11 protein-coding genes are annotated in these 13,909 nt (G+C 54.6%); 5 read left to right on the top strand and 6 right to left on the bottom strand.

The genetic code is table 11. The annotated features are described in order from the left end of the window. The first annotated feature begins 47 nt into the window (after positions 1-47). Positions 48-662 (top strand): molybdenum cofactor guanylyltransferase, encoded by a 615-nt coding sequence (locus MK110_05135; GenBank protein ID MCH2210662.1) that lies wholly within the window; start codon positions 48-50, stop codon positions 660-662. A gap of 91 nt (positions 663-753) precedes the next feature. Here MK110_05135 and MK110_05130 read toward each other — a convergent pair whose 3' ends face one another. From MK110_05130 to nrdR, 5 genes are all read right to left on the bottom strand, one after another. Further along, positions 754-1,923: a citrate/2-methylcitrate synthase gene (locus MK110_05130; protein ID MCH2210661.1), complete on the bottom strand. Its 1,170-nt coding sequence runs from the start codon at positions 1,921-1,923 to the stop codon at positions 754-756. Positions 1,924-2,117: 194 nt separating this feature from the next. Next, positions 2,118-3,389, bottom strand: a complete 1,272-nt coding sequence (locus tag MK110_05125; protein ID MCH2210660.1) for a nickel-dependent lactate racemase — start codon at positions 3,387-3,389, stop codon at positions 2,118-2,120. Between the two features lie 162 nt (positions 3,390-3,551). Then, positions 3,552-3,914, bottom strand: a complete 363-nt coding sequence (locus tag MK110_05120; GenBank protein ID MCH2210659.1) for a 4a-hydroxytetrahydrobiopterin dehydratase — start codon at positions 3,912-3,914, stop codon at positions 3,552-3,554. Between the two features lie 112 nt (positions 3,915-4,026). Continuing rightward, on the bottom strand, positions 4,027-6,522 hold the full coding sequence (locus MK110_05115) for a ComEC/Rec2 family competence protein (GenBank protein ID MCH2210658.1): 2,496 nt from the start codon (positions 6,520-6,522) through the stop codon (positions 4,027-4,029). 8 nt (positions 6,523-6,530) lie between these two features. Then, positions 6,531-7,001: a transcriptional regulator NrdR gene (gene nrdR, locus MK110_05110; GenBank protein ID MCH2210657.1), complete on the bottom strand. Its 471-nt coding sequence runs from the start codon at positions 6,999-7,001 to the stop codon at positions 6,531-6,533. 454 nt (positions 7,002-7,455) lie between these two features. Between nrdR and MK110_05105 the strand changes: the two genes are divergently transcribed. Both MK110_05105 and MK110_05100 read left to right on the top strand, forming a co-directional pair. After that, the gene (locus MK110_05105; protein ID MCH2210656.1) at positions 7,456-9,864 is read left to right on the top strand and encodes a PSD1 and planctomycete cytochrome C domain-containing protein; all 2,409 of its coding nucleotides are present in this window, start codon (positions 7,456-7,458) and stop codon (positions 9,862-9,864) included. Positions 9,865-9,943: 79 nt separating this feature from the next. After that, a complete protein-coding gene (locus tag MK110_05100) occupies positions 9,944-11,464 on the top strand; it encodes a DUF1501 domain-containing protein (protein MCH2210655.1) in 1,521 nt (506 codons plus the stop codon). A 105-nt stretch (positions 11,465-11,569) separates the two neighbouring features. Here the strand turns inward: MK110_05100 and MK110_05095 are convergent, their stop codons facing one another. Beyond that, entirely contained in the window at positions 11,570-12,253 is a 684-nt protein-coding gene (locus tag MK110_05095) for a DUF1080 domain-containing protein (GenBank protein ID MCH2210654.1), read from the bottom strand. 518 nt (positions 12,254-12,771) lie between these two features. Here MK110_05095 and rimI point away from each other — a divergent pair. Then, positions 12,772-13,329: a ribosomal protein S18-alanine N-acetyltransferase gene (gene rimI, locus MK110_05090; GenBank protein ID MCH2210653.1), complete on the top strand. Its 558-nt coding sequence runs from the start codon at positions 12,772-12,774 to the stop codon at positions 13,327-13,329. 200 nt (positions 13,330-13,529) lie between these two features. Next, on the top strand, positions 13,530-13,889 hold the full coding sequence (arsC, locus tag MK110_05085; GenBank protein MCH2210652.1) for an arsenate reductase (glutaredoxin): 360 nt from the start codon (positions 13,530-13,532) through the stop codon (positions 13,887-13,889). The last annotated feature ends 20 nt before the right edge of the window (positions 13,890-13,909 follow it).

The following is a 13,909-nucleotide window of genomic DNA, read 5'->3' as shown; positions in this document are numbered from 1 at the left end:
TCAGTCGTTTCGGCCCGGATGCGAGTGATTTTCATAAGGAATTGGTTTTGTCTTCACACAGTTCTGTCGGGGCCGTTGTTCTTTGCGGAGGACATTCGGTGCGTATGGGGTCGGACAAAGCTTTGCTGCTTGTTGAAGGTCGACCGTTTCTGACTCACATTTGTTCGATCATCAATTCTCATTTTCAGCAGACGGTGGTTGTGGCTGCTGAAGGACAGCGACTTCCTGAACTTCCGGCAGGTGTGAGCGTTGTTCGTGATTCTCTGCCGAATGCCGGACCGCTGGCCGGACTTTTAACCGGTCTTGAACAAACAGAAAAATTATGTCCGAAACCTGTGAAGATCTGGCTGGGATCCTGTGACACACCGTTTGTCAGTTTACAGGTGATTGATCGACTACTGGTCGCGGGGGCTGACTCAGATGCGGTGCTGGTGCAGCATGCAGATTGTGTGCAGCCGTTCGGAGGTATCTATCGAACCGGCATTCAGCAGATCGCCAGGCAGTTGATTGAACGTGGCGAGCGACGTCTGAGTTCATTGCCAGGGGCGCTGAACACCCGAATTATCGATTCCGGAACACTTAGAGATCTGGATCCGGAACTGGAGTTCCTGCGGAATATCAACACACAGCAGGATTACGAACGATACGTGCTGTCTCGCTGACTCAGCAGTGGCGGGTTGCGGTGGCCGGCAGGTACGTATTCAACCGGATACATTGTGCTGCGCGGTGGTTCACCGTGCAACGTGTGCCGGCTTATAGGGCATAGTGAAGTTGTGGCATCAGTGTTACACCGCTGGCATTTTGGTCGATAGCCTGAGCCGCCCAGCCGACCGTTCGGGCCAGAGCAATCGCCAGTGACATCCTTTCCGGTTTTACATCCAGCAGGGTCAGCACAACCGACGCACTCCAGTCCATGGTTGGGTAGCGATCTCTCCGGTCCATCAGCGTTTCCAGTCGCTGGGCACACGCAGCAATATGAATTCGGTCTTTGCTTCCCAGTAGCTGCCGTGCAGTGTGCAGAAGTATTGATGACCTTGGATCTGTTTCTTCAACCGTGAATCCAAACGGCAGCAACTGATCGTTTCTGCCGGCAAGCCATGCTTCAGCGTGATCCGGTGAGTGAAAGGATCGAAGATGAGAACCGATCCATTCGTAGGGATCGTTTCTCATCTGAGCGACATAAAGTGAAGCTGCGGATCGAACGGAGGGGGCCACATCGCTGACTGTGCTGCCGAAGAACCGTGCCGCAAAACACGCTGGACGCAGCTCTGTCAGGCACTGGCAGGTCAGCACCACGTTCATGGCATCTTCTTCCAGAGAAGAATGTATGGAAGACTGACTGCGTGCCGCATCCTGGCCCCGGACCAGCTGCAGGATGGCGCCGGCCAGAGTGGACCGAGATGCCACGAATGTGTCCGCACTATCCTGAGGGGATTCGTCGCCCAGGCCGCAGGCAAGCAGGATCGGCAACTGCGCAAGAATTCGCCAGACACGGGACCTGGTGGCTGCGGGATTCCTGTCTATCGGCATTGGATCAAAGTAAGACAGCATGGAGATGGCCAGTGGCAGCAGTTCCAGCGGTCGCGTTCGCAGTGGCAGCCCGGAAAGTGCTTCGCAGGCCGACTGTTCCACGACCGCCGACTCTTCCATAACTGCGGCTGCGTCGGCCAGCTGTTCATCACCGGGTAGCTCTCCGGTTAACAGCAGCCACACGACTGCCTCGAATGGTACTCCGTCGACGAGATCTGCGACGTCAACTCCACAGTACTCAACACGTTCCTGTGAGAATCCGGCCAGTTCAGAAGATCCGCATACAACATGGCTCAGACCGGATTTACCACCGCGTGCTAAGGTATTGATGTCCTGAACGAGGCGCTCGAGTCCGTCTGAAACGTGCTGCGAGTGGCCGTGATGAGACTCCATGATAAGAATCCGTTCCGACAGGTCCGCATTGATACGGACCATTCTTCAACAAGGGGGCCTGTTTCAGAAGTCCGGCTTCCGGGCCGAACCCGTATCCGTGAGTGTAATCCGTCCGTCTGGATGAGCAAACCGAACCGGCCGGAGTCACTGGTTTCCGCGGTCTGGTCATGAATCGATCGATCGTTTATGTTTATTTAGTGGCCTGAACTGCCCAGGCTGGCCATGTTTCCGTCGGAATCGAATGGTATCGGGGCCAGGTCGTCTTCAACCTTCCGGCTGTCACAGCTGCGAATTTCTGCAAGACAAGCTTCAGAAGCCCGAATAACGTCCAGGTGCAGCGTGTCGGAGATCTGGATGACTTTTGCATTTTCAGGTTCTGTTAAGCCAATCGTTTTGAGGGCGGCTTCGACGGCCTCACGATCATTTGGCAGAGTGATCGGAATCATGGCACCCTCCGGATGCAGTGCGGTAATGCAGTTGATACTGGTTTTGACCGGATCCACCAGATCCACGCAACTCTGTGTTGTGAATTCCGCGATCCCAATTCCACTGGCATTTCCGTTGGTTTTTTTGGTAAGCGAGCGAACCAGAATACGGCGGCAGGACACTCGGTCATCGGGTGTGGCCATGTGATCTAAAAATTTTCGACCGACCACGTTGGTGTCCATTCCGGAACCGCTGATGTTCTTGCCAATCTGATCAATGATCAACAGATCACATTCTGCGACGGGCAGCGACGGCAGCCAGTCACTGGCCTGTTTCAGCAGTTCGGCTTCGCGTTCCGCAAATGCATTGGGAGGAACCGCTTCGATCAATGCGGTTTCATCCAGTGCGTTTTCGACAATTGCCAGTCCGCCAATGACGCCACACTTTTCCAGTACGACTTCTGCCACATCTGCCAGGATCTCAGAAAAGCTATGTGCCAGAATTGCACGGTGATAAATGCTCGCTCCCGTGTGTTTGCCCAGTCCAATGAGCATCATTTTGTGCAGTCCGGATTCAATCGGGCCAACGAATCGTGTATGAGGTTTGATCCGGTTCACAATCAGCACATGATCCGCCTCACTGGCCAGCCGATCAAAATGTACGGGAACACCGGACCTGGTTTCCGTGACGACGATTGTTTCCATCGACGAGCGAATTGGTGCCTTCACCAGCTCTTCCGTGATTCCCAGACTGGCCAGAACTTCTACTTGGCCTTCCGCCGTTCCACCGCCATGACTGCCCATTGCCGGAACAATGAAAGGTTCCAGTCCCACAGTCCGTACGGCATCGACCGTTGCTGCAATGATCTCGCCGATATTTGCGATGCCCCGGCTGCCCGCTGTAATGGCCAGCGAGTCTCCGGGACGCACGTGATCATTCAGACGCAGGGTTTCGATCTGAGCACGGACGGTCGAAGCAATGTCATCAACCCGCGGAGCATCAAATCGCTGACGAACGGTGGCCATTTGAGGAAGCTGCATGCGAAGGGTCTTTTCCTGTGTAAACATGAATGGAGCGGGAGCTGTCTGACTGTCTTATAACGTCACGGGCGTGTTTGGTGAACGCATGTCGGCGGGTGAGAAGCGGGCTTCCCCGTCTGTCGGGAAGTGATCACCGAAAACGGGGCCGGGGAAGCCGGACTGTCAGGTGATTTCGATCGGCAACTCGTCAATGCGGGCCGCCAGAATAAAGTCGTTCAGAGACAAACCGCCGATCGCGTGGGTCCAGATTTCGATTTCGACATTGCGGTAACCGTGAAGGTGTAAATCAGGATGGTGTCCTTCGGATTCTGCCAGCTCCGTGACTTTTCCGAAGAATGACATTCCGGCAACAAAATTGCGGACAGTCCATGTTTTTCGGATCCGATCCGGATTACTGCAGACCGTCCAGCCGTCGACCAGTTCCAGTTGCTGCCGGATTTCGTCCTGGTTGAGCTTTGGTACGCCGCCTTCGCATGGCACGCACCGTTTTTGTCTGAGTTCATCAGCGGTCTGTGGAACGCTCATGATTGATCCTTATATCAATGGACGATGTCTTCAACATTTCAGATGTTGCCGCATTCTACGAAAGATTACGACGAGAGGTTTGTGACGGAACCGGAAAAATTCCACAGAATTATCAAGGAGTTGATGGTCGGAATTCACGGACACTCAGTTTGCCGGTCGCTGTGATTTCCAGTTCGATTGCTCCGTGCACACTGGTGAAATGTAGCCGGGATCCCGGGAAGATTCTGTCAAGCTGTGGTCGGTTTCTGTCGTTTCGGGCGCTGATCACGACGTGTTCAGGCGTCAGTTGATCCGCGACAGCCGGTACGTTGGCCTTCAGAGAACCGTGATGAGGGCTTGCCAGTACGTCACTATGCGACAGCTGCGGCAGAATGTTTTTTAGAGCATCCCCTTCAAGATCTCCAGGTAACACGACCGTCCGGCCTTTATACCGGATCCTGACAACCAGGCTTTTTTCATTGTTAGAGCGTGCGTTTCGGAGATGATCTCTGGAGGCCTGCAGGATCCGGATCTCAGTATCGTCCATCGTCAGTGAATCACCATGGCCCGCTGGACGAACGGGAACACGGCTGTCTGCTGCTAACCGGATCAGTTGTTCAGCGGCGGCGGAACCATTTTGAATGAATTGTTGTGACAGCAGTAACTCGCCCGTCGGAAAGCGGGTCAATAGAGTCCCCAGTGCATTGAAGTGATCGGTGTCAGCATGCGACACGATCACTGAATCGATCATGCGATGGCCGCGTTGCCACAGAAATCGGCTGATTTGCTCACCGGCACGGTCACCGCGATTCATCGCTCCGGCATCGACGAGCATTACTTTACCCCCGGGAAGCTCAACAACCGTGGCGTTGCCATGCCCGATTGCCAGAAAAGTGCATCGAAGACCGGCATCGATATTGGAGTTCGTGTGATTCCACAGGGCCACAGACGTAGATCCACACAGTATCAGCCAGAGGATTCGTTTGTGTTGAGTTTCACGGACACTGACAACGGCAATCAACACCGTGTACCACATCGGCAGGAACCACACCGGCAGATTTGCGATGTAGACATGTCCAAATCCGATATCGGCAGCGGCCCGGACCATTGATGTGAGACCACCAAGCATCAGTGAGAATCCGGTGCCCGCCAGATTGGGGAGCCAGGGCAGCAGAATTCCGGCAATGATTGAGGCGAATCCCAGCCACAGAGTCACCATTGTCCACGCAATCAGAAGAACATTGACGAGGAGGCCGATCGGAGAAATTACGTGAAACTCCCACGCTGTCAGTGGAATCGTGGCGGCCATGATCCACAGCAGAGGACGGTAGCGCGACGACAGCCAGTGACGGATCCGCATTACGACATCCCGAAGACGTTCCCGTGGCGTCAGGGGGGCAGCTGGTTCAGCCGAGAAAGTTCCGATTTTACTCCTCAGGACCTCCAGCGGAACAATTCGGGAAGCCCATGTCAGACCTGTGACCGAAAGAAATGAAAGCCAGGCACCGGTATCGAAGACAAGATACGGATGCCACAGCAGCATCAGACAGGCTGTCTGACCGATGACACAGGAGACGGGAACTTGACGCAGAGTGATCTGAGACATTGTGAACAGGGCTGAGAACACGGTAGCCCGTACTACCGACGGGCGCAGGTCGGTGATCAGTGCATAAACAACGCAGAAGACAGCAATCAGTATCAGGCGCTGGTTCCACGGGATAAGGAGCCAGTGACCCATTCGAATCAGCAGCAGACAGAAGATGCCGATGTGCAGTCCGGAAATAGCCAGCAGGTGCATCGTCCCGCTTCCGATAAAGATCTCATTCGTTTCTGCCCGAATCTCAGCACGGCTGCCCAGCAGTAGTGCTGAAGCAATCTCCCGGTGTTCGGGATCAACGGCGTCATGGAGTGCGGATTCCGCGGCACGCCGCAGCCATGTCAGCCAGTACCCCGCAGATGCCGGACCGACTTTGTGCAGGGTGCGCACACAGTCCGGATGAGCCGCAAAGAATATTCCTGCGTAACGGCGTCGACTCAGAAACGTAGCAAAATCAAATTCACCCGGATTGCCGGGGGGCGCCGGCCATGACAAACGTCCCGTCATTCGCACGGTTTCACCGCGGCGGAATCTCCTGGCCGCACCGCCGGAAATGTACACGCGCAGTGTTCCGTCCGCTGGGATCCGTTCCTCAGCCGTGTGAATGGTCACACATTCCGCGATAAATCCGGTCTGCCGACGGCCGGTTTCACGCTGTGAAGCCAGTTTTGATAAAGGACGTTCGTACTCGACAGGGACTGATGTGATGACGACGTCCATGACCAGGCTCAGATTGTCCTGTTGTGCCAGTCTGTGCACCGGACACGCCGAATTTTCCTGCAGGACCAGCGTCCACCGCACTGCTGACAGAGTTGCGACTGTCAGCACCAGCGACAGCAGTCGCAGTTGCCGGCGCTGCCGGAATGAAATCCATCGCATGCGTCCGGAAATCATGCCGGCGAAAAACAGTCCCCAGGCTATCAGCAGGCAGACAGTCGGCGACATTTCCAGAAATTCGGCTGACACCGTTCCCAGTGACAAAGCGAGTACCGTGGCAGCGATCCGGTGGACTGGTTGGCTGCCAAAGTTCATACGCTGGCCTAGTCCATCGAGGACCTGTTTCGATCGTCCAGGATCGGCTGAAGTTCATCGACGAAGTCATTGACGTCTTTGAACTCCCGATACACGGACGCAAATCTGACAAAAGCGACTTTGTCGAGATCCCGCAGCGCGTTGAACACCATTTCTCCGATCTGGCGCGAAGGAACTTCGCGTAGACCGTCTTCGTAGATCGTTGCTTCTACGTCCGCGACAACCTGATCGATCTGATGGTCACTTACCGGACGTTTGTAACAGGCTTTCTCGATGCCAAACCGGATTTTGCCCCGATCGAATGCAATTCGCGAACCGTCTTTTTTTACGACTTTAACAGAGGATTCTTCAATGCGTTCATATGTTGTGAAGCGACGTTCGCAGCTGAGACACTGCCGACGTCTTCGAATCGAGAAATCCTGACTCGTGCGCGAGTCAATGACCTTAGTTTCGTCATGCTGGCAAAACGGACAGCGCATGGTTTGCAACTCAATCAGGAATTGCTCGCAGGTCGTTGAGTGATCGGCCCGTCCTGCGATGACACCCGAATTGTAACAGGGGGATACGGCAAAACAATCGCTGAGTGCAACAGACGCCCGTGCAGGCTGTTCGTTACCGATAACCGGTCCGCGGCACTCTGCGCTGGATCCATTCGCTGAATGTGGCTGGTGTTCCGGGCCGCAGGCCGGCAGTGACGGGCCGGTCTGAACCGCAACTCGGCCGGTGATTTGGGAAGATATTCGGTTTGAGACCGGTGGTTTCGAGTCCTGAATTCACTGTTGCCCGGAGAATCGTGCCGCAACGTCCGTGGTTTGGCTTTACCTGTTGCCAGGTGTGGATCAGAATTGTCTGACGGACGATTCAATGAATCTGTGTCCGAATGATGTATCAGGAATGCACCCGTTTCTTTGTTTAACTACAGAATCTGTGTTCATGCGCCCTCTGTTTATTCTGATTCTGGCGATCTCGGGAGTTCGCGCTGCGGAGCCGGTTGATTTTTCCCGGGAGATTTTGCCAATCCTGTCCAACAAATGTTTCGTGTGTCACGGGCCGGATATCAATGCCGACACCGATCTGCGACTTGACAGTCCGGATGATGCAACTCGTGACCGGGGAGGGTACCGTGTCGTCAACGAGGCGGACCCTGCGTCCAGTGCCCTTATAAAAAGGATTCATGATGCCGAAGACCCGATGCCGCCGGCAGAAGCTGATCGACAGCTGACAGTGGCTGAAAAGAAACTCCTGTCGCAGTGGATTCAGGAGGGCGGGAATTTTGCGAAACATTGGGCATTTGTGGCACCACGAAAACAGCCACGATCGGATGATACCGTCAATCCTGTCGACTATTTCATTCAGAAACGGCTGAAGTCAGAGAATCTTTCCCTGGCGAAGCCGGCCCGTCGTTCAACGCTGGTTCGCCGGGTCGCCCTGACGCTTACCGGACTTCCTCCGGAACCGGAACAGCTTCGGCGATTCCTGGCTGATGAGACGGCAGAATCCTGGGACAGCCTGGTGTCAGAGTTACTGAACAGTCCGCGATATGGTGAACATCAGGCTCGGTACTGGCTGGACGCTGTACGCTATGGTGACACTCACGGACTGCATCTGGATAACCGTCGGGGGATCTATCCCTATCGTGACTGGGTTGTTCGTGCCATGAATGACAACCTGCCGCTGGACCAGTTCATTACGTGGCAGCTGGCCGGGGATCTGTTTCCGGATCCGTCAATGGCACAACTGATTGCCACCGGCTATGTCAGAATGAATCCAACGACAGCCGAAGGAGGTGCCCTTCCGGAGGAGTTCCAGGCGAAGAACAATTTCGACCGGACTGAGAACCTGGGGACCGTGTTTCTGGGAATGTCGCTGATCTGTGCCCGCTGTCATACTCACAAATACGATCCGATTCCTCAGCGGGAGTACTACCAGCTGCTGGCCTTTTTCAACAGTACCGCCGAACCACCCATGGACAGTAATGCGTACGAATTCGGACCGACACTCAGAGTCCCGGGTGACCAGCAGGCCTGGAGGGACTGGCAGCAGCTGATGAGGGTTCGTCATCAGCTTATTGAAAAAGTGGAATCACTGGTTTCCGACGGGGAACTGACTGAGGATCAGGCCGGTCAGTGGGCTGAGTCTGACGAGGAGGCCCGGTTGAATCTGCTGGCGGCGGATGACGGTCCGTTTGGTTCACTGGCTGTGGCCATGGAGTCCCGCAACCTGACGCAGAAGATCATGGCGGCTGAGGAAGGATTTACCACAACACTTGTGGCCGACGACCTGGAGCAGCCGCGGGCAACCCGGTTACTTCAACGGGGTGAATATCATCTCCCCACCGGGGAAGAACTGCAGCCGGGAGTCCTGAGCGTGATGGGTGAGCTGCCGTCCGGCGCACCGTCAAATCGACTGGGACTGGCTCGCTGGCTGACTTCCAGAGAACATCCGCTTGTTTCCCGTGTGATGATCAATCGTATCTGGCAAAGGACGTTTGGACACGGACTGGTGAGGACACCTGAAGACTTTGGACTCCAGGGACAGCAGGCGACTCATCCGGAACTCCTGGACTGGCTGGCGGTGGAACTTCAGGACAGCGGCTGGGATCTCAGGCATATGCTGCGTCTGATGGTCAGCAGCCGGACATTTCGGCAGTCATCAGCGATGCGTTCGGAGATCAGTGATCCTGAAAATCGGTTGTGGTCACGTGGTCCGGGCTACCGTCTGGATGCTGAAGTCCTGCGCGACATCGGACTGTGGTCCGGCAATCTGCTGGATCCGCACATGGGAGGCGAAGGAGTTAAACCATTTCAGCCCACGGGAATGTGGAAAGCGATGGCGCATCCCGGCAGCAACACGAAACAGTACGTTCCCGACAAACAGCCGCAGGTCAACCGCCGCAGCCTTTACGTTTACTGGAAACGTACAAGCCCTCATCCGATGATGACTTTGTTTGACGCTCCCGATCGTGAGTCCAGTTGTGTTCGTCGGGGACGAACGAGCACCCCGCTGCAGTCACTTGGTCTGTTAAACGAAATCCAGCGTGTGGCCATGGGGCGGGCGCTGGCCGGTCGGCTGGTTGATTTCAGCGATGAAGACGAGGTGCGACTTCGGCAGCTGTTCATTTTACTGTCCAGTCGGAATCCGTCGGATCAGGAGTACGCTGCCTGCATTCGGCTGGTTCAGAACATGCGCCGGCGGTACCAGTCGGCTCCCGATGATGCCGCTGCTCTTTTGGCCGAGGGCGGCACACTGCCCTCGGATCCGGCTGTGCAGGCTGAGTTAGCAGCATGGACACAACTGTCAATAACCGCACTGGCCAGCGACCTGGCGATTATGATGTACTGATTTGCAGACGCTTTCTCCTGTGTCCCCAGCGGGACATTTCAGCCGAAAAACTGACAGGATGAGCAGCAGGAATTCGAAAATGTACGTGAACCCTGTCCGTGAACATGAATTACTGACGACCCGCCGGCAGCTGTTCGGCCGCAGTGCACTTGGTATTGGCACTGCGGCGGTGGCACAGCTGCTGGGGAATGACATCACGTCTTCTGAAGCCGGAAGGGTCCAGGCCGCAAACACCGGTTTCGGTATGCATCATCTGCCTGCGGCCAGACGAGTGATCTATTTGTTTATGAGCGGTGGTCCCAGTCACCATGATTTGTGGGACTACAAGCCGAAACTTAGCAGCATGTTTGGGAAACAGTTGCCGGATGAAGTCCGACAGGGCCAGCGTCTGACAGGAATGACGGCAAATCAGAAGACCGGATTTCCGGTCTGTCCCAGCAGGTATCGTTTCACAAAGATGGACAACAACGATCAGGGGGTGTGGGTGAGTGAACTGCTGCCGCACACGGCAGGCGTTGTCGACGAACTGTGCGTTATCCACAGCACCTACACTGAAGCGATCAATCATGATCCGGCTATCACCTACATTCAGACCGGAAGCCAGATTCCCGGACGACCCAGCCTGGGGGCATGGTTAAGCTACGGTCTGGGATCTTTCAACGAAAACCTTCCGCACTATGTTGTGATGCACGCGCGAACGAACTTTGCCGAACAAAGTTTGTTCAATCGGCTGTGGGGACCCGGATTTCTGTCTTCAGACCATCAGGGCATACTGCTGCGAAGTCAGGGAGATCCGGTGCTGTATCTGAGTAATCCGGCAGGAGTGAACCCTCGTGATCGACGCAGCCAGCTGGATGCTTTGTCGGCGCTCAACCAGGCCCAGTACGATCGATTCGGAGATCCGGAAGTTCTGTCCCGCATTCGTCAGCATGAAATGGCTTATCGGATGCAAATGTCGGTGCCGGAACTGATGGACATGTCTGATGAAGGTCAGGGAACGTTCGAACTGTACGGAGAAGACGCAAAGACACCTGGTACGTTTGCCGCCTGTTGTCTCACCGCCAGACGTATGGCGGAACGCGGCGTGCGTAACATTCAGATTTTCCACCGTGGCTGGGACGCTCACGATAATCTTCCGGGGGAACATGGATCGCAGTGTCGAGACGTCGATCAGGCATCAGCGGCACTGATTCGTGACCTGCGCCAGCGGGGAATGCTGGATGATACACTGGTGATCTGGGGCGGTGAATTTGGCAGGACGGTCTACTGTCAGGGAGGATTGACTCGTGAAAAGTACGGTCGTGATCATCATCCCCGATGTTTTACAGTCTGGATGGCAGGGGGCGGGATTAAACCGGGTGTGACGTACGGACACACAGACGATTACGCCTACAACATTGCCGATTCAGACGGGGTGCCGCTGTTTCCTCAGCCGACCAAAGACAAATGGCAGCCGGGAACCATGCACATCCATGATTTGAATGCCACGGTCCTGCATCTGCTGGGGATCGACCATCGCCGTCTCACCTACCGTTATCAGGGACGCGATTTTCGTTTGACGGATGTTCACGGGCACGTGGTGAAGGACATTCTTGCCTGATCGTCTTCCGTTGCCGGTTCTGCGTGTCCGATGCAGTAGCGCCTGGAGTCGCGGATTCCTCGCGACCTGCCAGGGAATTCTCTTTGATTCTGCTGTCTGCTGAAATCAGGGATCTTGGGTGGTTTCAGGCGTGCGAATCAGAATCCGCCGAAAGTGCACCACCGATCCTTCACTCTGGAGTGCAATTCGACCGCGTGCCGGTTTGCAGTCGCTGACTTCTCCGGATTTCTTTCCATTCACGTGAACGACGATGCTTCTGTTTCTGCTGATAATCCGGCATTTATTCCACCGGCCCACGGGATTCGCAAGATCCTCTTTTCTGACGGTGGAGCCGCTGACGGCTTCACCGCCCGGAAAAATACTACCGGCTTCCGGCTGGTGAAGCTGAACCTGCATGGAGGTGGGCCACAACCGCTGATCGTCCTGTGTGAACACCAGGACGCCGCTGTTTCCGTTGGCATCCGACACAAAACGCCACTCAAAGGTCAAATCGAAGTCGCCAAATTCGTCGTTGGTATAAAGGTAACCGCGGGGGTCTCCTGAGCACACCAGTTCGACCAATTTTGAATTTTCTTCGACCGTGCGTTTCCAGACACTGGCCAGTGGAGTTTCATCAACGCAGGAAAAATGTTTCCAGCATGACTGAAATTCTCCGCTGAGCAGATCACGCGGTTTACTCCACGATTGATCTGATACGGCAGCATCCGGTGTCTCGAGTTCCGTTTGAGCCTCAATTGCCGGCATTACAAACAGAAAGGCAGCAGGAACGTTAAGCAGATATCGTACCACGGTTGCAGCAAAGAAACGTTTGCACGTACTGCAGCTTGACGGTGGCAGGGGCATAGAGACGTGGTTGCTGAATACAGTGAATCTGTCCGAACCGACACAGTCGGCTACGAATGACCGGCCACATCCCTCAACCGGTGTATGTTCTGTATTTTAGAAAGGCCTTAGCCTGCGTTCAATGTTTTGAGAGGCAGAACCCAGTAGACAAACGGAACAAATTTGTAGTCAAAACCGGTTTAAACTGCACTTCACAGGACCAGTGGGGCGATCTGGTGGTCGCTATAGCTGGAGTGCCCCGTCGTTTTGGTCCGGAAAATCCATCGGCGATGTTGGGCAGGAAATGCCGGTCTCCAGGGGACGTTTACATTTATTTTTTAACTCGCTCATCCGTTCTGCCATTGGCATGGACGGCAGCCGACCCGGTTTGCTAAATTTAATTGTTGTGAAAATGAGTTCAGGAAGACATCTGTCAACTGTGGCAGCTGATTCCCCCTTCAAGTCGCGTCGGCACGGAGGCCGTCATGGTATTGAAGCGCAAGCAAAACGTTTCCGGTCAGAGTGACAGTAACCCTGCATCTGATTTACTGATTCGATGGCTGATTCGTCGTGACATGGAGGAAGTCCTTGACATCGAACGAGGCAGTTTTGAATACCCCTGGACTGAGGAAGAATTTCTTTGCTGTCTGCGGCAGAGAAACTGCATCGGCACAGTGGCTGAGCTGGACCACAAAATTGTGGGGTTCATGATCTACGAGCTGCACCAGTCGATGCTGAAAATTCTCAATTTTGCTGTATCCCCGTATCATCGCAGAGACGGTGTGGGACGCCAGATGGTCCAGCGGTTGATCGATAAACTGTCACAACAGCGTCGACGCGAAATTGTTCTGGAGGTTAGGGAAACGAACCTGGCGGCACAGATGTTCTTTGGTTCCTGTAATTTCCGTGCCTTGTCCGTTCTGCGAAATCACTACGATGATACGCTGGAAGATGCGTACTATATGCGGTATTCGCTTAAGGAAAGTGTGGAGTCCTACAAGCCGTCGAACCGACTGCGTGACTACGGGACCGACGCAGCCTGACCTAACAAAAACAGGTTCCGGCTAATCATTAATTTTCAGACGCCGATGCCGTTGATCGGCGTTTTTTTGTGCGCCCGGATGATTGGTTTCTTCAGGGATCAGCCAATGATCCTGAAAAAAACCGCCGATCTGACTCGGTTCCCGGGAAAGTCTCGCAGTAATATGCATCCAGCCAGCTGGACTCTTCAGGAAATCAGACGATGTCGGCGTACACGATTTATCATAATCCTCGTTGCAGTAAGAGTCGCCGGACATTGCAGCTGCTCCAGGAGAACGGCATTGATCCGGAGATTGTGGAGTATCTCGACGATCCTCCCACACGGACCGAGTTGCGAAAGATTGTACGGGCTCTCGGGATTCCTGCTCGGGCTCTGATTCGTCGAAAAGAAAAGCTGTTTACTGAGGTTGGTGACCCCGATACTCGATATTCTGACAGCGCTGCCGTTAATCTTCTGGTGGCATATCCGCGACTGATGGAACGTCCGATTGTAGTTCGAGGTGACAAAGCTGTGATCGGACGACCTCCGGAAAATACTCTGGAGCTAATCGAATGTGAATAACTGCCTCTGTTTGGTGGCTA

It is taken from the genome of Fuerstiella sp. (genome assembly GCA_022447225.1).
In the GTDB taxonomy this organism is placed as follows: domain Bacteria; phylum Planctomycetota; class Planctomycetia; order Planctomycetales; family Planctomycetaceae; genus S139-18.
The sequence above is the reverse complement of the archived record's forward strand: the minus strand, read 5'-3'. Positions and strand labels throughout refer to the sequence as shown.

Bases quoted from the DNA above. Each gene is read 5' to 3' on its own strand.
- MK110_05130 (MCH2210661.1), bottom strand. From the start codon at position 1,923: ATGGAGTCTCATCACGGCCACTCGCAGCACGTTTCAGACGGACTCGAG.
- MK110_05125 (MCH2210660.1), bottom strand. From the start codon at position 3,389: ATGCAGCTTCCTCAAATGGCCACCGTTCGTCAGCGATTTGATGCTCCG.
- MK110_05120 (MCH2210659.1), bottom strand. From the start codon at position 3,914: ATGAGCGTTCCACAGACCGCTGATGAACTCAGACAAAAACGGTGCGTG.
- MK110_05115 (MCH2210658.1), bottom strand. From the start codon at position 6,522: ATGAACTTTGGCAGCCAACCAGTCCACCGGATCGCTGCCACGGTACTC.
- nrdR (MCH2210657.1), bottom strand. From the start codon at position 7,001: ATGCGCTGTCCGTTTTGCCAGCATGACGAAACTAAGGTCATTGACTCG.
- MK110_05105 (MCH2210656.1), top strand. From the start codon at position 7,456: ATGCGCCCTCTGTTTATTCTGATTCTGGCGATCTCGGGAGTTCGCGCT.
- MK110_05100 (MCH2210655.1), top strand. From the start codon at position 9,944: ATGTACGTGAACCCTGTCCGTGAACATGAATTACTGACGACCCGCCGG.
- rimI (MCH2210653.1), top strand. From the start codon at position 12,772: ATGGTATTGAAGCGCAAGCAAAACGTTTCCGGTCAGAGTGACAGTAAC.
- arsC (MCH2210652.1), top strand. From the start codon at position 13,530: ATGTCGGCGTACACGATTTATCATAATCCTCGTTGCAGTAAGAGTCGC.